Annotated in this window: 19 protein-coding genes; 5 read left to right on the top strand and 14 right to left on the bottom strand. The window is 68.4% G+C overall.

What is annotated here, in order from left to right:
* Positions 1-31: 31 nt before the first annotated feature.
* From AC1MGR_RS03400 to AC1MGR_RS03390, 3 genes are all read right to left on the bottom strand, one after another.
* Complete coding sequence (locus tag AC1MGR_RS03400; protein WP_480233656.1) at positions 32-2,149, bottom strand: TonB-dependent siderophore receptor; 2,118 nt, start codon at positions 2,147-2,149, stop codon at positions 32-34.
* Positions 2,150-2,601: 452 nt separating this feature from the next.
* Positions 2,602-2,901 (bottom strand): hypothetical protein, encoded by a 300-nt coding sequence (locus AC1MGR_RS03395; protein ID WP_056216013.1) that lies wholly within the window; start codon positions 2,899-2,901, stop codon positions 2,602-2,604.
* Between the two features lie 189 nt (positions 2,902-3,090).
* Positions 3,091-4,023, bottom strand: a complete 933-nt coding sequence (locus AC1MGR_RS03390) for a LysR family transcriptional regulator (protein WP_480233655.1) — start codon at positions 4,021-4,023, stop codon at positions 3,091-3,093.
* A gap of 249 nt (positions 4,024-4,272) precedes the next feature.
* Between AC1MGR_RS03390 and AC1MGR_RS03385 the strand changes: the two genes are divergently transcribed.
* On the top strand, positions 4,273-5,385 hold the full coding sequence (locus AC1MGR_RS03385) for an asparaginase (RefSeq protein ID WP_480233654.1): 1,113 nt from the start codon (positions 4,273-4,275) through the stop codon (positions 5,383-5,385).
* A 56-nt stretch (positions 5,386-5,441) separates the two neighbouring features.
* Here AC1MGR_RS03385 and AC1MGR_RS03380 read toward each other — a convergent pair whose 3' ends face one another.
* Positions 5,442-5,912, bottom strand: coding sequence for an Rrf2 family transcriptional regulator (locus AC1MGR_RS03380; RefSeq protein ID WP_480233653.1), 471 nt, complete (start codon positions 5,910-5,912; stop codon positions 5,442-5,444).
* An 87-nt stretch (positions 5,913-5,999) separates the two neighbouring features.
* Between AC1MGR_RS03380 and AC1MGR_RS03375 the strand changes: the two genes are divergently transcribed.
* Positions 6,000-6,779, top strand: coding sequence for a class I SAM-dependent methyltransferase (locus tag AC1MGR_RS03375; RefSeq protein WP_480233652.1), 780 nt, complete (start codon positions 6,000-6,002; stop codon positions 6,777-6,779).
* 177 nt (positions 6,780-6,956) lie between these two features.
* On the opposite strand, the gene AC1MGR_RS03370 is transcribed toward AC1MGR_RS03375, so the two are convergent.
* A complete protein-coding gene (locus AC1MGR_RS03370) occupies positions 6,957-7,877 on the bottom strand; it encodes a bestrophin family protein (protein ID WP_480233651.1) in 921 nt (306 codons plus the stop codon).
* 79 nt (positions 7,878-7,956) lie between these two features.
* Positions 7,957-8,712 carry a glucose 1-dehydrogenase gene (locus tag AC1MGR_RS03365; RefSeq protein ID WP_480233650.1) on the bottom strand — a complete coding sequence of 252 codons (756 nt, stop codon included), beginning with the start codon at positions 8,710-8,712 and terminating at the stop codon, positions 7,957-7,959.
* A 270-nt stretch (positions 8,713-8,982) separates the two neighbouring features.
* On the opposite strand from AC1MGR_RS03365, the gene AC1MGR_RS03360 reads away from it, so the two are divergent.
* Positions 8,983-10,074 (top strand): IS630 family transposase, encoded by a 1,092-nt coding sequence (locus AC1MGR_RS03360; RefSeq protein ID WP_480232078.1) that lies wholly within the window; start codon positions 8,983-8,985, stop codon positions 10,072-10,074.
* Here AC1MGR_RS03360 and AC1MGR_RS03355 read toward each other — a convergent pair.
* The 4 genes from AC1MGR_RS03355 to AC1MGR_RS03340 all read right to left on the bottom strand — a co-directional run bounded on the left by AC1MGR_RS03355 (position 10,071) and on the right by AC1MGR_RS03340 (position 15,914).
* The gene (locus AC1MGR_RS03355; protein WP_480233649.1) at positions 10,071-11,021 is read right to left on the bottom strand and encodes a LysR family transcriptional regulator; all 951 of its coding nucleotides are present in this window, start codon (positions 11,019-11,021) and stop codon (positions 10,071-10,073) included. The genes AC1MGR_RS03360 and AC1MGR_RS03355 overlap by 4 nt on opposite strands.
* 55 nt (positions 11,022-11,076) lie before the next feature.
* A complete protein-coding gene (locus AC1MGR_RS03350; RefSeq protein WP_108035557.1) occupies positions 11,077-13,050 on the bottom strand; it encodes a CoA-transferase in 1,974 nt (657 codons plus the stop codon).
* A 321-nt stretch (positions 13,051-13,371) separates the two neighbouring features.
* Positions 13,372-14,730, bottom strand: a complete 1,359-nt coding sequence (locus AC1MGR_RS03345) for an ATP-binding protein (RefSeq protein ID WP_108035558.1) — start codon at positions 14,728-14,730, stop codon at positions 13,372-13,374.
* Positions 14,727-15,914, bottom strand: a complete 1,188-nt coding sequence (locus AC1MGR_RS03340; RefSeq protein WP_108035559.1) for an FIST N-terminal domain-containing protein — start codon at positions 15,912-15,914, stop codon at positions 14,727-14,729. The genes AC1MGR_RS03345 and AC1MGR_RS03340 overlap by 4 nt, the downstream gene beginning before the upstream one ends.
* 144 nt (positions 15,915-16,058) lie before the next feature.
* On the opposite strand from AC1MGR_RS03340, the gene AC1MGR_RS03335 reads away from it, so the two are divergent.
* Positions 16,059-16,718, top strand: a complete 660-nt coding sequence (locus tag AC1MGR_RS03335; RefSeq protein ID WP_480233648.1) for a response regulator — start codon at positions 16,059-16,061, stop codon at positions 16,716-16,718.
* Between the two features lie 37 nt (positions 16,719-16,755).
* Here AC1MGR_RS03335 and AC1MGR_RS03330 read toward each other — a convergent pair whose 3' ends face one another.
* The 3 genes from AC1MGR_RS03330 to AC1MGR_RS03320 form a co-directional block, all read right to left on the bottom strand.
* Entirely contained in the window at positions 16,756-17,193 is a 438-nt protein-coding gene (locus tag AC1MGR_RS03330) for a PRC-barrel domain-containing protein (protein WP_480233647.1), read from the bottom strand.
* Positions 17,194-17,285: 92 nt separating this feature from the next.
* Positions 17,286-17,789 (bottom strand): DUF2721 domain-containing protein, encoded by a 504-nt coding sequence (locus AC1MGR_RS03325; protein ID WP_480233646.1) that lies wholly within the window; start codon positions 17,787-17,789, stop codon positions 17,286-17,288.
* A gap of 71 nt (positions 17,790-17,860) precedes the next feature.
* Positions 17,861-17,986 (bottom strand): hypothetical protein, encoded by a 126-nt coding sequence (locus tag AC1MGR_RS03320; RefSeq protein ID WP_480233645.1) that lies wholly within the window; start codon positions 17,984-17,986, stop codon positions 17,861-17,863.
* 618 nt (positions 17,987-18,604) lie between these two features.
* Between AC1MGR_RS03320 and AC1MGR_RS03315 the strand changes: the two genes are divergently transcribed.
* Entirely contained in the window at positions 18,605-18,970 is a 366-nt protein-coding gene (locus AC1MGR_RS03315; protein ID WP_055947098.1) for an SWIB/MDM2 domain-containing protein, read from the top strand.
* Positions 18,971-19,078: 108 nt separating this feature from the next.
* Here AC1MGR_RS03315 and AC1MGR_RS03310 read toward each other — a convergent pair whose 3' ends face one another.
* Entirely contained in the window at positions 19,079-21,223 is a 2,145-nt protein-coding gene (locus AC1MGR_RS03310; RefSeq protein WP_480233644.1) for a helicase-related protein, read from the bottom strand.
* Positions 21,224-21,294: the final 71 nt, after the last annotated feature.

The following is a 21,294-nucleotide window of genomic DNA, read 5'->3' as shown; positions in this document are numbered from 1 at the left end:
CGGGCTGATCCCGCGGGGGTCCGGTCTCACGCTACCAGCGGTAGCCGATGCTGCCGAGCACCCGGCGGCGCTCGCCGTAATAGCAGGCCGTGACGGTGCTGCAGCTGTTGACGATGCGTTCGTCCGAGACGTTCGCGACGTTGAGGGCGAAGCGCCAGCCTTCCCAGTCGTAGTGGGCGACGAGGTCGCCGACGACGTAGCCCGGCACCCGGAACTGATTGGCCTGATCGGCGAAGGAGCGCCCGACGCCGCGCACGCCGCCGCCGAAACCGAAGCCCCGCAGGGCGCCGTTCTGGAACGTGTAGTCCACGAACAGCGAGCCGTACTGCTCCGGGGTGTTGGTCGGCGTCGTGCCGATCAGGGCGGTGTTCAGGTCGCGGGTCACCGAGAGGTCGTAGGCGGTATACGAGGCGATGGCCCGCAGGCCGGGGGCGAGGTTGGCCACCATCTCGATCTCGGCGCCGCGCGAATTCACTGCGCCGGTCTGCACCACCTGCTGGATGTTGAGCGGATTGGTGGTCACGACGTTCGAACGGGTCAGGTCGAACAGGGCCGCGGCGAAGTAGCCGTCGAAGCCCGGGGGCTTGTACTTCAGGCCGACTTCGGTCTGCTCGCTCCGCTCGGGCAGCAGGAGCTGGCCGGTCACGCCGTTGAGGCCGACGGTGGGGTTGAAGCCCTGCGCATAGGACACGTAGGGGGCAAGCCCGGATTCGTCGTTGTAGATCAGGGCGACGCGGCCGCTGAAGGCACTGGTGTCGCGGCTGGTGCTGGCGCCGATGCGATTGTCGTTGTCGGTGGCGACCCAATCGTGCCGGCCGCTGAGCACCAGGGAGAAGTTCCCGAAGGTGATCTCGTCCTGCAGATAGGCTGCGAACTGGTTCTGGGTGATCAGCGCATTCTGATAGGGCGCGCCCAGGTTGAGCGGAGTGTTGGGGTAGATCGGCCGGATCAGGTTCAGCGACGGACCGAAGCCGAAGGCCTGGTAGTCGTCGATCTGGTAGCGGCGATACTCGAAGCCGGCGAGCACCGTGTGGCCGAAATCTCCCGTGCGGAACGGGATGACCAGCTGATTGTCGATGTCGCTCTGCACCGCAGCACCGCGGGTGAAGAAGTCGAACCGGCTGAGGTCGCCCGCGGCCGGAGTCGTGGCGTAGCCGCCACCGTACCGGTTGAAGAGATTGACGGTGACGGTGCCGTGGCGGGCGTTCTGGCGGAACTTGATGTCGTTGTCGAAGCGGTGCTCGAACTCGTAGCCGATCATGTCCTGGGAGCGGGTCAGGCGGTCGGTCGCCGGATCGCCCGTGAAGCGGCTCGTCTTGATGAAGCCGAAGGGCGCCGGGGTGACGGTACCCTCGTAGGGCAGGAAGTTCTGGGTGCCGGCGCGGTCGCGCTGTACCTGGGCGAGAACGGTGAGCGAGGTGTCGGCGTCGGGCTTCCAGGTGATCGAGGGTGCGAAGAAGAAGCGGTCGTTGTTGACGTAGTCGACCTGCGTGCCGCCCGCCCGTCCGAGGCCGACGAGCCGGTAGAACAGCTTGCCCTCGGTGCCGGGCGCATCCACGGGACCGCCGATGTCGAAGCCCGCATAGGCGTTGCCGTAATTGTCGACGCCGGTCTCGACGTAGCGGATCGGCACGATCGGGGGTCGCTTGCTCACCGCATTGATGATGCCGCCGGGGCTGGCGCCGCCGTAGAGGCCGGAATTCGGCCCGCGCAGGATCTCGAGCCGCTCCAGGCCGAAGGGCTCCAGCTTCCAGGTGGCGAAGGCCGAGGTGAACAATTGAAGGCCGTCGAGGAAGTAGCCCGATTCCTGGGCGGTGAAGCCTCGGATCAGGAACCAGTCGTTGCGCGGGTCGGCGCCGAAGGTCTCGCCACGGACGCCGGGCGCGTAGCGCGTCGCCTCGGCAAGCGAGGCCGGCTTCTGGTCGTCGATCTGCTGGCGTCCCACCACGGAGATCGCCTGGGGCGTCCGAATGATCGCGGTGTCGGTCTTTGTACTGGAGACGGAGCGGGTCGCGACGTAGCCGGCGACGGGTCCGCGCGGATCCTCGGCCGCGCCGATCGCCGTGCCACCGCGGCGATCGCCCACGACCTCCAGGGTGTCGAGGGTCACGCTCGATGCGCTCGGCGGGCTGGATTGCTGCGCGGCCACCGGCGTAATCGCTCCTGCGACCAGGGCAGCCACCGAACTGGCCAACGCCATCTTCAGGTTGAACACACCGCGCTTCGGTTGTGCGGAAGGGATCACAAAGAAAAGCGGCACGTTTTGACCTACGACCAAGTGTATTGCGGCCAATTGAAACAAAAACTTCAGACGGTCAATGAGCAGGCCGGGAGGCAGATCTAATCAATTACGCAACGTGATCGCAAAGCAACATTTTAGAACTAATACAATTATATGGTTGCTGGCCGGGCGCCTGCGCTTTGCTACGGTAAGAACGGAAAGACGGCAGCAGCCCTGAAGTATGATTCCAGCAGCAACCGGAGGGTCAGCCGAAACGAGAACGGCCCCGCCTCGGGGGCGGGGCCGTCTTGCCAGTCATAGAACCGGATCGTGAAGCGGTGGAGCCGGGCGTCTGCTCGCCCCCCCCCCCCCGGCCTGCCTTATTCGCAGACGCGGACGCGGCGGATGTGCTCGTAGCCGTAGGCGTCGACGTAGCCGCGGCGCTCCATGTGGCAGACCTCTTCCTCGACGTAGACCGGGCGCGGGGCCCGGTAGACCGGGCGGCCGGGATAGTAGCCATCGTTCTGGGACGAGGCGATCGCGCCACCGATGGCGAGGCCGCCGAGCACGCCGAGAGCGGCGGCCCCGCCAGCCCCGATGCCATCGCGCGCCTGGGCGCTCGGGGTCGCCGCGACGGCGAACGAGGCGGCCACGAGGGCCGCGACCAGCGAGTTCTTCATAGCTCCGTTCCTTTGATCCCGAAGAGCGTGTGCAAATCCATAAGCGTCACTGTGGGAGGGAATCACCGAACGGTTGATGAACGGTAACGAACCTCGCCCGCCCGTGAATCACATCCGTGCGAATCCTCTCGCGTCGCGGAATTCGCGCAGGATTGTGCCACTTCCGTGGCTGCGTCCCGCCCCGACGGTTCAGATCGTACCGGTCGGTTCCTCCACGAGAGCGAGGAGGGTTCGGCGCAGCCAGCGATGGGCGGGATCGTCGTCGTAGGAGGCGTGCCAGAGCATCGAGATCGCCACGTCCTCCAGGGCCACCGGGGCCGGGCTCACGGTGAGGCCCAGCGCTCCGGCGAAGAAGGTGGCGAGCCGAGCGTGCATGGTGGTCAGCACGGGCGCACTGCGCACCAGGAACGGCACCGCGAGGAAGCGGGGCGTCGTCACCGCCAGGGTACGCCGGCGCCCGAGCCGCGCCAGGGCATCGTCGACGACGCCATGGGCGGTCTCCTTGAGGCTGGTGAGCACGTGGGGAAAGCGCAGGTAATCGTCGAGCGAGATCGGCGGCGCCAGGCCGACGAGGTCGGCATTGAACATGCAGAGATAGCTATCGCGGTAGAGCAGGCGCTGCTTGTGGTGGGTCTGGCCTTCCGAGAAGAAGCCGATGCCGAGATCGACCCGGTCCGCGTCGAGCTCCTGCAGGATGCGGATGCGGTCGATGGAGCGCAGGAGCAGGCTGATGCCCGGCGCCTCCGCCCGCAGGTGGGCGAGGAGGCGGGGACCGATCAGCACCTCGGCGCTGTCGGGCAGGCCGATGGTGAAGGTGCGGGTCACGGTGCGCGGATCGAATTCTGCGTCGCGGCGCACCAGCGCCTGGACCTGCCGCAGCAGGGTCCGCACCGGTTCGGCCAGGGCCAGGGCTCGCGGCGTCGGACGCATGCCCTCGGGCGCACGCGTCAGGAGTTCGTCGGAGAACAAGGTGCGCAGGCGCGCCAGGCTGCTGCTCATCGCCGACTGGCCGATGCCGATGCGGGCGGCGGCCCGGGTGACGCTGCGCTCGGCCAGCAGCGCGTCGAGGGCGACCAGCAGGTTGAGGTCGACCCGGGACAGATCGATGTGATCGATGGTCATGATCGGTTCGTTCCGCCCGGTCCCTGCAGCCCCGCACAGCCTCCTCGCCCCGGACGGGCGGGCGTGCAAGGCCCTCGTCCGATCCTTTTCTGGGACGCCCCCGAGGCAGGCCGATCGCGCGCGATCGCGCCTGTCCGATGACATTTTCCCGGATGCCTCGGGATTGATCCGTCACGGGCGCGTTTTTCGGCTGGGCCTTGCCGGTGCACGGCGCCACAATACCGCTCCCGAAACGACCCGAGAATCCCCATGCGCCGTACCCTGCCGATCGCCCTGATGGCCCTGATGGTCGGAACCGCCCTCCCCGCGATCGCGCTGGAGGGGCCGATTCCAGCCAAGCCCGGCGAGACGGCCTCCGCCCCCGCCGCTTCGGCCAAACCCCGCGTCGTCATCGTCGCCACGGGCGGCACCATCGCGGGGGCCGGCGCGGAAGCGGCCAACAGCGCCACCTACCAGGCCGCCAAGGTGCCGGTGGACAAGCTCATCGCCGCCGTGCCGGCCATCGCCGCGGTGGCGGACGTGCGCGGCGAGCAGGCGTTCCAGATCGCCTCTGAGAGCTTCACGAACGCGCAGCTCATCGAACTCGCCAAGAAGGTCTCGGCCCTGGTCAAGCGCGACGACGTCGACGGCGTCGTCATCACCCACGGCACCGACACCGTGGAGGAGACGGCCTTCTTCCTCGACCTCGTGGTGAAGACCGACAAGCCCATCGTGATGGTGGCCTCGATGCGGCCTTCGACCGCGATCTCTGCGGACGGCGCCCTCAACCTCCTCGACGCCGTCACCGTGGCGGGCGCCAAGGATGCGCGCGCAAAGGGCGTGCTCCTGACCATGAACGACGAGATCCAGGCCGGGCGCGACACCACCAAGCGCGTGAACATCAAGCCCTCGGCCTTCTTCAGCCAGTGGGGACCGCTCGGCATGGTGGTGGAGGGCAAGACCTACTGGTTCCGGGCGCCGGTGAAGCGCCACGGCACCACCTCCGAGTTCAACATCGACGGCATCGACAGCCTGCCCGAGGTCGCCATCGTGTACGGCTCGGGCAACATGCATCCTGAGGCCTACACCAGCGCGGTGGCAGGGGGCGCCAAGGCGATCATCCATGCGGGCACCGGCAACGGCTCGGTGGCGGGCTACCTCGTCGACACCCTGAAGGACCTCCGCTCCAAGGGCGTTCAGATCATACGCTCCTCCCGCGTCGGCGACGGCTTCGTCCTGCGCAACGCCGAGCAGCCCGACGACAAGTACGACTGGGTGGTCGCCCACGACCTGAACCCGCAGAAGGCCAAGATCCTCGCTGCGGTCGCCCTGACGAAGACGCAGGACACCAAGGAACTGCAGCGGATCTTCTGGGAATACTGAGCACTCCGGGTCGATGGCGGACGCTTCGGGAGGTGTCCGCCGTCGACCCGATACCGTCAACGGGAAAGCGATCCCTCGCCCCAGGGCGCAGTCGTGGACTTCGCACCGTCACACCGGGCATCGAAACCGCGCGCCAGATGGGCAAGGCTGACCGAGCCCAGCCGCGCGATCAGCAGAGCCTCGGCCTCACGCAACGTGTCCTCGATCGCCTCGTTGACGGCCTTCTCAACGGCGCAATCGGGGTTTGACCGGTCGCTACCGATCGCGAAGACGCGAGGGCCGCCGACAGCGCGATGGACATCGAGCAACGAAACCGCGTTCAGATCCGCGGCGATGCTCCATCCTCCACCGTGTCCTTTCTCCGATCTCACGTAGCCGGCCTTTCGCAGCCCTGCCATCGTCCGGCGGACGACGACGGGGTTTGTCCCGAGCATTCGCGCGATGGTTTCGGACGTCATCGGTCCTTCGTGACGCGCCATGTGAAGGAGCACGTGGAGCGTTCGGGAGAGGCGGCTGTCGTTGCGCACGGCGCGATCCTCGATGGCTCCAGCGCGATTGGCAACCGCGACACATCACGTTACTTTATAAGTTACGTGATTGCGGGAGCGAAGCCGATGCGAGAGTTCGAGAACCCCGAGCGGTGGGACAAGGTCGCCCTCCACTACGAGAAGACCGCCCATCCGTTCACCGCCCGCTTTGCCGAAGCCGCACTCGCTCGCGTGCCCTTGACCGCTCGCAGCCGCGTCCTCGACATCGCAGCGGGAACGGGGGCGCTCACGCTCGCTGCGGCACGGACAGGCGCAAAGATTCTGGCGACCGATTTCTCGCCCGCCATGGTCGCTCGGATCACGGCGGCGGGACTGTCGAATGTCGACGCGAAAGTGATGGACGGACAGGCCCTCGCTCTGCCCGACGCGAGCTTCGACGCCGTGTTCTCGATCTTCGGCGTGATCATGTTCCCCGATTGGCGAAGGGGGCTCGCCGAAATGGTGCGGGTGACCCGGCCCGGCGGCTGGGGTGTCGTCGCAACGTGGCAGGAACAGGGAGCCGCGACGTTTCTGTTGCTCGGGCAGATCCGCCGTAAGCTGTTCCCCGACCGCGAGACCCGAGCGATGCCTGAAGGCGTCAAGGCGCTGGGTGAGCCAGATGGGTTCGCCCGTGAACTGGTCGTCGCCGGGTATCGCGACTGCCGGATCGAGCGCGTGGTCTTCGACTATGAGCTCGACGTGGCCATGCTCGATGACCCGGATACGGTATTCGGCCTCTCGCCGGATTGGACGGACTTGAACGATTCGGACAAGGCGTCGGTGATCTCAGAGGTGCGACGCATGACGGGCCATCGATCGGTGCTGCCCATTCCCTCGACGGCGCTGATCGCCGTGGCACAGCGATAGAGAGTTCGCCGTACGAAAAGCGGTGCATCGAAGAGCAAGGCCGCGGGCCCAGTCGTTCGGGCGGATGCCTGGTCCAGCGAACCAGGCTCCAGAAGTGGACTGGTGGAAGTCCGCCCCTCCTGAAACTCATCCGAGGCACCGGGCCGGCCATGTCGGCGGATGGACGCGGTGGCGCCTTCACGTCAGCAGGTAGCGCTCCGGCACCAGGGGCGGCGGCGCGGTCTCGCCGAGGGCATCGAGGACGATACCGTCGACGGTGTGCAACAGCGCGTCGAGGGGCAGGTCGTTCGGGGCGAGGCCGAAGGGCTCCTCCAGTTCGTCGCCCAGGGCATCGAGGCCGAAGAAGGTGTAGGCCACGAGCGCCGTGGCGACCGGCGTCGCCCAGCCGAGGGAGGCCGCGAGGCCGAAGGGCAGAAGCAGGCAGTAGATCCAGGCCGTGCGGTAGAGGAGGAGGGTGTAGGCGAACGGCAGCGGCGTGTTCTGGATGCGCTCGCACACCACCTGGACCTGCGCCAGCGCCGCGATCTTGTGCTCCAGGGCGGCGAACAGCACGTCGGTGAGGGTCCCTCGGCGATAGGCCTTGGCGAGATCGGCGGTGAGCCCGGCCAGCACCGCATCCGCCGCGCTCGGATGCCGGGCCAGCGGCGCGACCTCCACCTCCGGAAGCCAGGGCGCGGCCGCCGCGCGAGGATCGCTGCCGCGGAGCTGCGCGTGCAGGGCATGGGCGAAGGCCGAGAGCCGCCGCAGGGTACGCCCCCGCAGGGGCTCGGCGGACTCCCCCGGCAAGAGAGCGGTCACCAGCCGGGCGAGCCCCCGGGTCTCGACCACGAGGCTGCCCCAGGCGCGGCGGCCCTCCCACCAGCGGTCGTAGCAGGCGCTGTTGCGGAAGCTCAGGAAGATCGACAGGGCGATGCCGATCAGGGTGAAGGGCCCGACGCCAGCGGTGATCGGGAACGCCTCGGGCCAGCGCCGCTCCACCGCCACCACGACCACCGCCACAAGGGTGATGCCCACGACCTTGAGCGCGACCTGGGGCAGGATCGAGCCGCGCAGGGTGAACAGGATGTCGAGGAGGCTCGGGCGCGAACGGACGATCATCCCACCGTCTTCTCAGGCCGCGGCGCGTCCCGCAACCGCGGCCCTTCGGCGGGGGCGACCCGAGCCGTAGACGGAAGGATCAGAGCGACCAGCCGCCATCGACGGAGACCGCGGCGCCGGTGACGAAGGCGCCAAGATCGGCGCTCATCCACAGGACCGCCTCGGCGATCTCCTCGGGCCGCCCCAGGCGGCCGATCGGCTCCAGATCGATCGCCTTCTGGATGTCGCCCCCGGTGAAGCGGTCCATCATGGGCGTCGCGATGTTGCCCGGTAGGACCGCATTCACCCGGATGTTGGCGGTGGCGTAGTCGAGGGCGGCCGATCTGGTCAGCCCGATGACGGCGTGCTTCGAAGCGGCGTAGCTGGCGCCGCCCGCGACGCCCCGGATGCCGGCGCCCGACGCGGTGTTGACGATGACGCCGCCGCCCTGGCGCAGCATCTGCGCGATCTCGTGCTTCATGCATACGAAGGTGCCGCGCAGGTTGATGTCGAGGATGCGGTCCCAATCCGCGAGGGCGATCTCCGCCACCGGCGCCGCCACGTTCTCGACGCCGGCATTGTTGAAGGCGATGTCGAGGCGGCCGAAGGTGGCCACCGTCTCGGCGATCGCCGCCTCCACCTCCTCGGGCTGGGCGATGTCGCAGGCGAGGACCAGCCCCTCGCCGCCGGCCTCCCGAACCGCCTGCGCGGTCGGCTGCAGTGCGGCCGCGGTCCGATCGAGGATGGCGACGCGGGCCCCTTCCCGGGCGAAGGCGACGGCGGTGGCGCGCCCGATGCCGCTGGCGGCCCCGGTGACAAGGGCGACACGGCCGGTGAATCGATCGGGACGGGGCATGGCGGAACCTCACGAAGGCGGGGAGCGGGGCACCCTGGATCGGAGGGATGTCCCGATGATCGCGTCGCCATCGGCCCCTCGCCCCGGAGCGACTGCCTCGATGTAGGCGGGACGACCGCGAGGCGTGACCCGGCATCGCTTCATCGGAGCGATGAGCCCCGCTCATCGTGCCTGACCCGCCCGATGCGACCTAGTGGTCTGAGTTAGAAGTTCTGTTGCAGATTTTGAGCTTGCACCTACGTGTGGGGGATGTCCGCACGGAGGTGACCGATGGCCCGTGGTCCAAAACCTGCTCCTCTCCATTTGACTGAGGACGAGCGCACGCGCCTAGCGGGGCTCATCCGCCGTCGCAATGTCGGCCAAGCCTTGGCTCAGCGCGCGCGGATCGTGCTGGCCTGCGCCGAGCCGGGATCGACCAACAGTGGCGTTGCCCGTGATCTCGGCGTCAGCCGGATGAGCGTCACGACGTGGCGCGCCCGTTTCCTCGCTCATCGCCTCGACGGCCTCGTCGACCTGCCCCGCTCCGGTGCGCCACGTGCCGTCACGGACACGGCCATCGAAGGGATGGTCACCCTCACGCTGGAGAGCCAGCCAGAGAACGCCACCCACTGGTCGACCCGCGCCATGGCCCGGCGGGTCGGCATGAGCCAGAGCATGGTCTCGCGAGTCTGGCGTGCCTTCGGGCTGCAGCCGCACAAGACCGACACCTTCAAGCTCTCGACCGATCCCGCCTTCGTCGACAAGGTCCGGGACGTGGTCGGCCTCTACATGGCTCCGCCGCATCGTGCCGTGGTGCTGTGCGTCGACGAGAAGCCGCAGATCCAAGCGCTGACGGGCACGGCCCCCGTGCTGCCGATGCGGCCCGGCCAGCCGGAGCGCCGAACTCACGATTATCGTCGCCAGGGTACGACCGACCTGTTCGCCGCCCTCGACGTCCAGGCCGGGACGGTGATCGGCCACTGCACAGGCCGGCACCGTTCGGTCGAGTTCCGCGACTTCCTCGATCAGATCGAAGCGGCCGTCCCAAGCGATCTCGACGTGCACCTCGTGCTCGACAACGCGGCCACCCACAAAACCAAGCTGATCCACGACTGGCTCGTGAAGCGTCCGCGTTGGCACCTTCATTTCACGCCGACGTCCGCATCATGGCTCAATCTCGTCGAGGGTTGGTTTGCCCTGCTCACCCGTCGACGTCTGCAGCGTGGTGCCTTCCAACAGACCAGCGATCTCGAAGCTGCGATCCACGCCTACATCGCTCAGACCAACACCGATCCAAAGCCCTTCGTCTGGACCAAACCCGCTGATGCGATCCTCGCAAGCGTCGGACGCTTCTGTCAGAGAACTTCTAACTCAGACCACTAGAAGCCGAGCGGGCGCATCTCGCGGATAAGGGCGATGAGCAGGCGCAGGCCCGTCGGCAGTTGACGACGCCCCGGATAATAGAGGTAGAAAGCGGCGCCTGCCGGGGACCAGTCGCCGAGCACGCACCGGAGCGCCCCCTCTCGGACCAGCGGCATCACGCAGGGTTCGGGCAGGTAGGCGAGACCCGCACCGGCCTGGGCCAGGGCCACCGCGAGGCCGGTCTGGTCGAGGGTCAGCGCCCCCGGCACATCGACGGCGATGGCCTCGCCGTGCCGCTCGAACTCCCAATGGTAGATGCGGTCGTCGCCGAGCCGGACGCGCAGGCCGCGATGGGCGAGGAGGTCGTGGGGATGCGTCGGCACCCCGAAGCGCTCCAGATAGGTGGGCGCGCCCACCACGACCCAGCGGATTTCGGCCGAGAGGCGCTGCGCGACCATGTCCTCCGGGACCGTGTCACCGTAGCGGATCCCGGCATCGGCGCCCGCATCGACCACGTCGAGCAGGCTGTTCGACACGCGCACGTCGATCGCGATGTCCGGGTAGCGGGCGAGGAAGACGGGAAGGACCGGGGGGAGGAGAAGCGCGCTGGCATGCTCCAGCACGTTGAGGCGCACGCGCCCAGCGGGCGCGCCGCGATGGTGGTTCAGCGCCTCGACGGCCTGACCGATGGCCAGGAAGGGCCCATCGAGCCCGGCGAAGAAATCCTCGCCGGCCGCGGTGAGGGTGACGCTCCGGCTGGTCCGGTTAAGGAGGCGGACGCCGAGCTGCGTCTCGAGACTCTTCAGGGCATGGCTCAGGGCCGAGGCGCTGACGCCGAGTTCCAGGCCCGCGCGTCGGAAGCTGCGATGCTTCGCGATCGCGAGGAAAGCTCCGAGGGCCGGCAGGCTGGGACGAGGGGGCGGCACGGAAAAGTTGTGCCGCCACGGAAGCGCCGACGCAAGAACCATGAGGGCCCCTCATCGAGATGCGGCGCCGGAGCTTTTGTTGATAACCCGTTCCGGCTTAAGCCGCCGAGGCGATCGCCGTGGAGGCGCGGCGGACCTTGCCGGCGCCTTCGAGGAAGGCGTGAGCGTCCTCCTTGCGCTCGAAGACGTGGGGGGCGAGGCCGCGGCGGTTGAGAGCTTCCTCCATCTTGAGGCGCAGGAAGGCGCTGGTCGCGTAGCGCGTGGTGGTGAGATAGTAGTTCGCCTGCAGGTATTGGATCATGTGCGCATAATCGTCGTACAGATTCTCGTTGATGCGGAACCCGTCGTGGTTGACGACCGTATTCACCCGCTGGCCGGCCTTCTTGCAGGCGCCCACCAGCACCATGCGCAGGTCGTCGAGGTCGCTCTTGGCGCGGGCGTGCCAGCCCTCCAGGTTCACGAACAGGATGTTGCGCTCGGTGTCGTAGCTCACCCGCTCGGCGAGGTTGAGGTTCAGCAGGTCGGCCAGAAGTTCCATCGGCTCGTCGCGGAACAGGCGGGCATCCATCGGCATCGGCTGCTTGATGATCGGCCGGAAGCCCATGTGGGGCAGGATGTCCCGATCGATGTCGATGCCGGGGGCGACCTCGATGAGTTCGAGGCCCTCGTCGGTGAGTTGGAAGACGCAGCGCTCGGTGACGTAGATCACCGGCTGCGAGCGCATCTGCGCGTAGTGCCCGCTGAAGGTGATCTGCTCCACCTGCGGCAGGAATTTCTGCGAGCGGCCTTCCGTGACGATGCGGAGCTTGCCGTCCTCGATCACGGTCTCCAGACCACCCACCGTGAAGGTGCCGGCGAAGACCACGGAGCGGGCGTTCTGGCTGATGTTGATGAAGCCGCCGCAGCCGTTGAGGCGCCCGCCGAACACGCTGGTGTTGACGTTGCCGTGCTGGTCGCACTCGGCGAGGCCGAGGCAGGTCATGTCGAGGCCGCCGCCATCGTAGAAGTCGAACATCTGGTTCTGGTCGATGACGCAGTCGGCGTTCGTCGCCGCGCCGAAGCTCGAGCCGGAAGCGAGGACGCCGCCCACCGCGCCGGCCTCGGTGGTCAGGGTGATGTAGGGGGTGACCTTCTCCTCGTTGGCCACCGCCGAGATGCCCTCGGGGGCGCCGACGCCGAGATTGACGACGCCGTTGGGCGGCAGCTCGAAGGCCGCGCGCCGGGCGATGACCTTGCGCGCGTCCAGGGGCATCTTCTTCATGCCGCTGACGGGCACGCGGATCTGGCCGGCCAGCGCCGCATCGTGCTGCACGCCGTAGTTCATGCGGTGCATCTCGGGCTCGGCCAGCACGACGCAATCCACCAGGATGCCGGGGACGCGGACGTCCTTGGGCAGCAGGAAACCGTCATCGACGATGCGCTCCACCTGGGCGATGACGATGCCGCCGTTGTTGCGGGCGGCCATGGCCTGGGCGAGACAGTCCAGGGTCAGCGCCTCCTTCTCGAAGGAGATGTTGCCCGACGGATCGGCCGAGGTACCGCGGATGAAGGCGACGTCGATCTTGGTGGCGGTGTAGAACAGCCACTCCTCGCCATCGACCTCGACCAGCTTGACGATCTCGTCCTGGGTCACGGTGTTGACCCGGGCGCCGCCGTGGCGCGGATCGACGTAGGTGTGCAGGCCGACCTTGGAGAACAGTCCCGGCTGGCCGGCGGCGCAGGCCCGGTAGAGCTGCGAGATCACGCCCTGGGGCAGGTTGTAGCCGAGGATCTTGTCCTCCTGCGCCGCCTTGGCGACCTTCGGCATGCGGCCGAAATTGGCGGCGATGACGCGCTTCAGCAGGCCCTCATGGTGCAGGCGCCCAGTGCCGAGGCCTTTGCTGTCGCCCGCCCCCGCCGTCATGATCAGGGTGAGGTCGCGGGGGGCGCCGGTGTCGACGAAGCGCTTCTCAAGGGCCGCATGCAGGGCCTCCGGGATGCAGCTCTGGACGAAGCCCGTCGTGGTGACCACGTCGTTGTGCCGGATGAGCGCGATCGCCTCGCCAGCCGTGATGACCTTGTTTTTCTTCATGAACCGGGCCGTCCTCCGCACCCCAGGCCAACGACAGGCGACAGGTCAAAGCCCGCAGCAGGACGCGCATGGGAAGTCTTATTCTACGGGCACAGCGTAAAGATCCGCGGGAAGCTTCGCAAGGGCGCCTCAACTGCGGTTGCAGCGCAATTTCATCTTGTTGCGATGCAAATTTTTCAATCGAGCGTCAAACTGAACTGAAAGCGAGGCTGCAAAAGATTTCAGGTTCTCCCGGCCGGGACACGCCAAGACGGAACGATGCCTCCGATACGGCCAAGATTATTCAAAATACTCTTGTGAGAGGCTCTTCCCGGCCCTCTCTTACGCCAGCAGATAGGTCAGGAGCGCCCGCAACTGAGCCGGCCGCACCGGCTTATGGACGAGTTGCGCCCCGAGGTCGGCGACCTGCGCCTCGATCTCGGGGGAGTGGTTGGCAGTGGTGACGATCACCGGCAAACGAGATTCGGCACGGGCCTGCAGGTGGGTCGCCACGTCGAGGCCGCAGGCGCCGTTGTCGAGATGGTAGTCGAGGATGAGGAGGTCCGGCAGGCTCATTCCGGCCGCCAGCGCGGCCTGCACCCCAGCCAGGTCGCGATGGACGCAGACCTCGGCGTCCCAGGTGCGCAGGAGGCGCTCAAGGGCATCGGCGGTGGGCGGATCGTTCTCCACGACCAGCACCCGCGCGCCGGTGAGCCGTGTCGTCACGGGAGTGGCCGGAACCGCGCGCTCCGGCGGCGTCAGGCTCACCGGGACGGTCAGGGCCATGCGGGTGCCGTGCCCGACCCGGGAGGCGAGAGCGAGAGGATGATCGAGGGCCTGGGCCATGCGCCGCACGATGGAGAGGCCGAGGCCGAGGCCCGGCTCGCCCCCCTCTCCCTCGGCGCCGCCCCGGAAGAACTCTTCGAAGACGAGGTCCTGCTCCGCCGGCGCGATGCCGCAGCCGGTATCGAACACTTCGATGCGGCAGGCATCCCCCCGGTGGCGGATCGCCACCAGCACACCGCCCTGCCGGGTGTAGCGGATGGCGTTCGAGACGAGGTTCTGCAGGATGCGCTGGAGCAGCATCGGATCGCTCGCCACCGCGAGGTCTGGCCCGCGTACGGTAAGCCGCAGCCCCTTGCGCTCGGCGAAGGGCCGGAAGCTGGCGGCGATGCCGGCGAGAAGCTCGCCGAGGGCTACCGGCTTGATCGCCGGGCGCACCACGCCGGCATCGAGCTTCGAGATGTCGAGGAGCGTCTTGATCAGGTCCTCGATGATCTGGAGCCCGCGCTCGATCTGCCCCGAGATCGCCGCGGCCTCCGGACCGAGACCGAGATCGGCCAGGGCCGAGGCCGAGAGCCGGGCCGCGTTGAGCGGCTGCAGGAGGTCGTGACTCGCGGCGGCGAGGAAGCGGGTCTTCGAGCGATTGGCGTTCTCCGCCTCCTCCTTGGCCGCCACCAGGGCCGCGTTGGAGCGCTCCAGGCGGTGCATCAGCCCGGTCAGTTCCTCGGTGCGGGTGCGGACGCGCCCCTCCAGCATCGTGGCGGTCTGGAACAGGGAGTAGGCTCCGCCCTGCTGGTCCATGCTGCGCTCGACATGGGCCATCAGGGCCGCGTTGATGCGCTCCAGCTTGGCGATGCGCCGCAGGTTCGCGTCCTCCGCCGAGGCGGGGGACGCCGTCTCGGGCGGCAGCAGGATCATGGCTCCGCCTCGCCGCAGCCCGGCCCGCCCCGCCCGATGGCGATGCCCGTGAAGGTCTGGTTGAGGTGCATCGACCGGTACTGCTCGCCGTAGGTGTCGAAGCCGACGATGTCGTAGCGCCGGTAGAGGTCGATGATGCCGTGCCGCACCTGCCGGCTCTCGGCATCGAGGCGCCGCAGCACGCACTCGAAGCCGATGACGAGATCGATCCCGCCCAGCGCGTCGTCGAGCCGCGCGAGCTCGGCCTCCGTCGCCGCCACGATGTCGCGCGGGCGCGCCAGGGTGAGCACCACGCCCTCGTCGATGGCGCAGAAGAAGCTGAGCGAGCCGTCCGCATTCATGCGCCGGATCGAGCGGCAGAAATACTCGCCACCGACCTTCACCGCGAGCGGATAGGCGGCAAAGCTCATCGGTGAGAGGCGCTCGGGATCGAGCCCCACCGCCATGGCGTATTCCCGCGCCGCCGGCTCCGCATTGAGCTCGTGGACGGTGCGCTGCTCGTCGTCGGAGGCGGTGACCACGAACTTGGTCTCGGTCGGCTCGAAATTGTCGCTCTTGAAGATCTGGATCGGGAAATCGGAATCCACCAGAAGCAGCACGGCGGCGCGCTGGTGGATGCGGCCGTCATGGAGCAGCACCGTCTCGCGGAAGGTGAGGTCGTCGCCGGCCGAGCCGCCCACCAGGGGGATGCCGTCCAGAGCCCAGGCGATGGCCGAGACCACGGTCTCCTCGGCGTTGGTGAGCCCGTCGATCAGCGAGAGGGCGAAGCAGCGGCCGGATGCCGGATCGGCGCCGGCGCCGTCGAGACTTCGGCGCAGGGCCCGCACGCTGGACGCGGTCCGCTCCACGTCAAGGTGATCGATGGCGTCGAGGAGCGTGGAAACGATGCGGAAGCCCGCCCTCGGAAAAGCGATGACGACGAGGCCGCGATCGAGGCCGCCCGCCGGCGAGATGCCGCCCGACATGGTGCAACCCGCGATGCCCGCCCCTGGAAAGCGTGCGGAGAGCGAGCGATTCAGGGTTTCGACGTCGTAGTCGGCTGAGAAGAATGCCACGATCTGGGCGACGGGACGCGGGCCGATGGCTGCGCCGATTTCGGCGATGGCCGCCTCGGCCGCGGCCGCGTCCGTCCACGCTGTCGTGATGCCGCACAGATGCGTGCGCACCTGCGTCCCCTCTGCCACGTTCCATTCCCCCGCTTGCGCGACGCGTGCCGGACTTGACGCCCGGTTCTCCGCGGTGACACGAGTATGTCGGGCGGCCGGTTCCCGCGCAATGCGGCACCGAACAGCTCCGGAACAGGGGCGCACGCACCGGGCGGAACGGGCATGCATCTCCTCATCGTCGACGATCACCCGCTCTTTCGCGACGCCCTCGCCAGCGCGTTGGGCCTCGCCTATCCGGATGCGAGACTGCACGAGGCCGATGGCATCGCCAGCGCCTGCGCCGTGCTGGCGACGCAACCCTCCATCGAGATCATTCTCCTCGACCTGTCGATGCAGGGGGTGACAGGCTTCGAAGGACTCCTGGCGATCCGGGCGCAGGCGCCGCGGGTCCCGATTCTCGTCGTCTCGGGCCTGGAGGATCCGCGCATCATCCGGGAAGCGCTGGATCATGGCGCCGCCGGCTTCGTCCCCAAGGCGGTCGACAAGGCGACCCTGACGCGGGCCATCGCCGACGTTCTGGCCGGAGGCCTCTCGGTCCCGGCGAGCCTGCCGAACGCGACGCTGCCGCCGTCATCCGCCCGCAAGGCGCCGATCGCCGAGCGGGTCGCGAGCCTTACGCCGCAGCAGGTGCGGGTGCTGGCGATGATCCGCCAGGGCAAGCTCAACAAGCAGATCGCGCACGAACTCCAGGTCGGAGATTCCACCGTCAAGGCGCATGTCTCCGAGATCCTGCGCAAGCTCGACGTCATCAGCCGCACCCAGATCGTGATCGAGACGGCGCTCCTCGACTTCGACCGCATCCTGGCGGCGCCCGAGGGCTGAGCGGCCCGGCGGCGCGCCTTCGAGCGGCAGGCCCTCTTCAGGCCGTGGGCACCTTGGAGCCGCCGTAATGGCCGTCGACGCGCTCGCCGAAGGCCGGGTCGGCGAAGGGGTCCTCGCCCGGGCCGTGGGTCGGCGCCCCCGCCAGGGTGTCGCGGTCGATGTCCACGATGTAGCCGCCGAGATCGACGCTGTAGGTCAACGCCCGCCAGGGCACGGGATGGTAGCTCTCGCCGAGTCCGAGGAAGCCGCCGAATGAGATGACGGCATAGGCGACCTGCCCCGAAACCTTGTCGACCATGAAATTGTAGACGGTCCCGATCGACTCGCCCTCGCGGCTATAGGCGGCGGTGCCCTCGACCTTGTTCGAGGCGATCAGGCGCCGGGTCTCGTCGATCGCGACGCCCTCGGCCGAGGGATCGAGTTCCATCGAGCCGGTCGGCCGGATGCTGCGCTCGGTCGGGAGGTCCGTCGGCATGCGCATTCCTCTTGCAGGGTGGCTTCTTACGGCGGGAGCACCGGATGCGGCGCTCGACCGGACAAGCCGCCACCCGCGCGGGGGTTCCGGATTCAGGTCCGCCCGTCCACCGGCAGGCCGGTCTCCTCGGCCACCTCGATCTGGCGCACGGCCACCCGCTGGCGCATCCCGCGGCTCGCCAGCAGCATCTCGAACCCGAAGACCATCAGGGCACTCAAGGTGCAGAGGATGGCGAGGCCGAACAGCACGAACAGGATGTCCGCGACCGTGGCGTCCCGCAGGGCCCCGACGAACAGGGTGAGGACCGCGCCGCAGGTGGCGACCCCGCCCAGAGCCCCGAGGATCACGGCGGCATCGAGGGCGAGGGAGCGCCGGCGGAGCGCGTTCATGCGTCGCGCGAGGCGGACCTGCTCGAGGCCCGAGGCACCGTCGATCGCCTGCGAGATGCGCTCCGCCTGATCGGCCACCCGGGCGAGGCGCGTGCCGAAGACGTTGAGGAGCGTCGCGATGCCCGAGAGCAGGAAGACGGGCGTCAACGCGATCTGGATGATGTGGGCCGTGCTGTCGAGGGACGAGGCGACGGAGCTATCGAACATGGAAGGAGGATCGCGACCGGGACGGAACCCTGGCGCAACGTTCGAGGGCGCGGGCGGTTCGGGACCGCCCGTCAGACCAGACCGGCATCCGCACGGCCGCCGGGAGCGGCCTGGGCCTCAAGGGAGACCAGCGTGCCGAGTCCGATGATGAGTGCGACGGCGGCACCCAGCGAAAGCGTGAAGGCCAGGAGGATCATGCCCCTGGTTTCGTCGATCGGCCTTAAGGTTCGGTGATACCCCGGCCGCGGCCGCGTCCCGAAATCGGGCGGAGTGCCCGCGCATCGGGTCCAGCCCTCGAAAGTCCCGTCACACGCCCTCGTTCATGCGATCAATTCTTCACCGTGCCCGGAAATTCTTGACCGCGCCCGGAAATTCTTGCGCCCGGGCTCGCGCACCCGGGCGAGGCGCCGGCTTAGGGCGAACGGTCTCCGTCGCACGACGTCCGAGCCGCGCCGGGGGCGGGGGTCAGCGCCGGCGCGCAAGCCTGCGCCGCGCGACCGAATGTTGTCTAAGATCCTGTGAAATCGGATTTTTCCGCACGGGCCAGAGAGCCGCCGTGTCGTCGGCTCGCTTCGACCTCACGCCAAAGTACAGGTCGACGGCGGTGAAGTTCTCATCCAAGTCGAGGCTATCTCACCTCGGTACGGAGCGGCCTCAACCGGATACGGGCCTCCGCGCCTGTGGATGACGGGCGCACCGAGGGCGGTTTTCCCTTGGAACGCTCGCGGCACCGCTTAGTTGTTGCAGCTATGCGCTGCGAGGCCACCGGCCGTGGGCGTACCGGCGCTCACCGTCGACATCCGGAGGAACACCCCATGGCAAAGAGCACCACCAAGACTGCCGAGAAGGCCGCCCCCAAGGCTGCCCCGAAGGACGCCGAGAAGCCCGCCGCCAAGGGCAAGAAGGTCGCCGCGCCCAAGGGTGATGGCGCCAAGCCGAACGCGCTGCAGCAGCCCCTGAAGCCGTCCTCCGAGCTCGCCGCCGTCGTCGGCGACGCCGCCCTGCCCCGCGGCGAGGTGGTCAGCAAGGTCTGGGAATACATCAAGAAGCACAACCTTCAGAACCCCGAGAACAAGCGCGAGATCCTGGCCGACGACAAGCTGAAGAAGGTCTTCGGCAAGGACAAGTGCACCATGTTCGAGATGAACAAGCACCTGGCCGCGCACCTCAAGTCGGCCTGACCCCCGCCGACTGCACGTACCATCCCGGATCGGCGTCGGGGAGGGGCTACCCCCTCCCCTGGCCGACCGGTCTTTCTGCTTCGCGAGCGACGCTTAAATCGACCGGGCTCAGCCCCGAGCGCCCGCCCGGCGCGTCCTGCGCTCGACCTTCCGGGTCGCCGTCTCCCGGAGGTGGCGTTCGATTTCCCCGTTGGCGCGGCCCCGCATCGTGCGCATGGCCTCGGCATCGTCGAAGGTCTCCGGAAAGCGCCGGGACAGCCAGAGATAAGCGCTGGCGAGCTTCACCGTTCGTTCCTGATAATCCAGCTCGCCCGCGAGGTTCGCCCGCAGTGCCGGCACCGACGTGCCCGCCGCCCGGGCCTGGGTCCAGCGCTCCAGCATGCCGAGGGAGACCGGGTCGCGACGGTCCACCGGGCAGACCGAGAAGGCGAACTTCTCGGCGATCGGCAGCCGCGCCTTGTCCACCACGCGGGCGATCTCCAGGATCTCCTCCAAGGCGGAGGGCTGGAACGGCGAGCCGGCGTAGAAGGTGGCGCGGGCGAAATGCGCCAGTACCTCGCGCAGGCTGTCGGTACGCATCTCCTCGGCCACGGAATTGATCGCGATGAGATCGGGGCGCACGTAGAAGCGCGTGTCGGCCGCCGGTGCCGTGGGGGCCCCGGCCAGCGCCGCCCGGATCGGCTCCAGCCCAGTCTCGTCGACGGCGGCGACGTAGCCCTCGTCCTGGTGCCCGAACCGGCCCGCGCGGCCGGCGATCTGACGGATCTCCGAATTGGTCAGCGCCCGCTCGCCGACCCCGTCCCACTTGCGCACCGCCGAGAAGACGATTCGCTTCAGGGGGCCGAGATTAAGGCCCATGCCGATCGCGTCGGTTGTCACGAGGACGTCGGCCTCGCCGGTCCGGAAGCGCGCGGCCTCCGCGCGCCGCACCTCCGGAGAGAGGGCGCCGTAGATCGTCGCCACCCGGTGCCCGGCCGCTACCAGGATCTCGCGGTTCTCGTGGACGGCCCGGCGCGAGAAGGCCACCACCGCGTCGCCCGGCGTCACCTTCTCTAGGGGCACGGGCGTCTCCTGCAGCACCAGTGGCGTCTTGCGCACGAAGGTGATCACCTCGAGGGACTCGTTGGCAGCCTCCGCGGCGCGGCGCACGGCGGCCAGCGCATCGTCGGAGCCGCAGACCACAACGGTGCGGGCGGCGACTCCGAACAGGGCGTTGGTCCAGGCCCAGCCCCGGTCGGGATCGGCGATCATCTGGATCTCGTCGATCACCGCGACATCGACGGGCCGCGTGAGGTCGGCGGTCTCAATGGTGCGGGCGGTGTGGGTCGGGTTGAGGTCACCCAGCGTCTCCTCGCCCGTCACCATGCCGGCGCGCAGGCCGCGCTCGGCGAGGGCTTCGTAGTTCTCCAGGGCGAGGAGACGCAGGGGCGCGAGGTAGGTGCCGGTCTCAGCTGCCCGCAGCATCTCCAGGGCCGCGTAGGTCTTGCCGGAATTGGTCGGCCCCATATGGAAGATGATGCGCCGGCCGAGGCGCCGGGCGGCGGTGAACTTCTCGATATAGGCGCCGAAGCCGACTTGGTCGCGCAGGCGGCGCAGGCGGGAATCCTCCCGCGCCACGGTTCGGGCGCGGGCGCGCACGCCCTTCAGCGTGTCGGTGAGCGACTGGTTCAGGTTGGGCGAGAGCAGGAAGGCACGCGAGCGCAGCGACCGGTCGAGGTGGTCGATGTAGGTGGCGGCATCGGCCCCGACAGCGCGCAGGTCTTCGGCCACTTGGTCGCGCAGGCGCTCCACCGCCCGGCGCAGGGACTTCGCAGTCTGCAGCCCGGCCTCGGCGACGGCAACCCGCAGTTCCTCGAGACGCCACTTCGGATCGTTGCGGTGAGCCATGCCGGACAGGATGCCGGCGATACCCGTTTCGGGCTTCGCGTCGATCCGTAGGTCGACGCGTCCGCCGTCGAGGACGGGAATCATGGTCCGGATGGTCCAGGCGATGCTGCCGTCCCGCATCACCGCGGCACGCAGGCTGGGGATCGCCTTCCGCACGGCCGCGACCCCATCCTCCGCGAAGGCGCGCCGCGCCTTCAACTCCCGTAGGGCCTTGGCGACCACCGAATCCTCGACGAGACCGCCATAGTCCGGCAGGCCGAGATGAAGCCGCAGGGCGTCTACCTCAACGCTTCGGGGCGGCAAGCCGAGGCGGACCGCCGCCTCCAGCAGGATCTCGTTGGTCGGTCGGGCGCGCTTGCGGGCCATGGGCCTCTCGTCGGGGGAGTCTCGATCCGCCGCGGACGGACGACCGGGCCGCGTCAGGGTGCGCGGGACGC

Source organism: Methylobacterium sp. BI1 (genome assembly GCF_056680125.1).
This window is presented reverse-complemented; position numbering and strand designations above follow the sequence as displayed.

Coding starts and splice junctions, on each gene's coding strand:
- AC1MGR_RS03395 (WP_056216013.1), bottom strand. CDS start 2,901: ATGAAGAACTCGCTGGTCGCGGCCCTCGTGGCCGCCTCGTTCGCCGTC.
- AC1MGR_RS03390 (WP_480233655.1), bottom strand. CDS start 4,023: ATGACCATCGATCACATCGATCTGTCCCGGGTCGACCTCAACCTGCTG.
- AC1MGR_RS03385 (WP_480233654.1), top strand. CDS start 4,273: ATGCGCCGTACCCTGCCGATCGCCCTGATGGCCCTGATGGTCGGAACC.
- AC1MGR_RS03375 (WP_480233652.1), top strand. CDS start 6,000: ATGCGAGAGTTCGAGAACCCCGAGCGGTGGGACAAGGTCGCCCTCCAC.
- AC1MGR_RS03370 (WP_480233651.1), bottom strand. CDS start 7,877: ATGATCGTCCGTTCGCGCCCGAGCCTCCTCGACATCCTGTTCACCCTG.
- AC1MGR_RS03365 (WP_480233650.1), bottom strand. CDS start 8,712: ATGCCCCGTCCCGATCGATTCACCGGCCGTGTCGCCCTTGTCACCGGG.
- AC1MGR_RS03360 (WP_480232078.1), top strand. CDS start 8,983: ATGGCCCGTGGTCCAAAACCTGCTCCTCTCCATTTGACTGAGGACGAG.
- AC1MGR_RS03355 (WP_480233649.1), bottom strand. CDS start 11,021: ATGGTTCTTGCGTCGGCGCTTCCGTGGCGGCACAACTTTTCCGTGCCG.
- AC1MGR_RS03350 (WP_108035557.1), bottom strand. CDS start 13,050: ATGAAGAAAAACAAGGTCATCACGGCTGGCGAGGCGATCGCGCTCATC.
- AC1MGR_RS03345 (WP_108035558.1), bottom strand. CDS start 14,730: ATGATCCTGCTGCCGCCCGAGACGGCGTCCCCCGCCTCGGCGGAGGAC.
- AC1MGR_RS03335 (WP_480233648.1), top strand. CDS start 16,059: ATGCATCTCCTCATCGTCGACGATCACCCGCTCTTTCGCGACGCCCTC.
- AC1MGR_RS03330 (WP_480233647.1), bottom strand. CDS start 17,193: ATGCCGACGGACCTCCCGACCGAGCGCAGCATCCGGCCGACCGGCTCG.
- AC1MGR_RS03325 (WP_480233646.1), bottom strand. CDS start 17,789: ATGTTCGATAGCTCCGTCGCCTCGTCCCTCGACAGCACGGCCCACATC.
- AC1MGR_RS03320 (WP_480233645.1), bottom strand. CDS start 17,986: ATGATCCTCCTGGCCTTCACGCTTTCGCTGGGTGCCGCCGTCGCACTC.
- AC1MGR_RS03315 (WP_055947098.1), top strand. CDS start 18,605: ATGGCAAAGAGCACCACCAAGACTGCCGAGAAGGCCGCCCCCAAGGCT.
- AC1MGR_RS03310 (WP_480233644.1), bottom strand. CDS start 21,223: ATGGCCCGCAAGCGCGCCCGACCGACCAACGAGATCCTGCTGGAGGCG.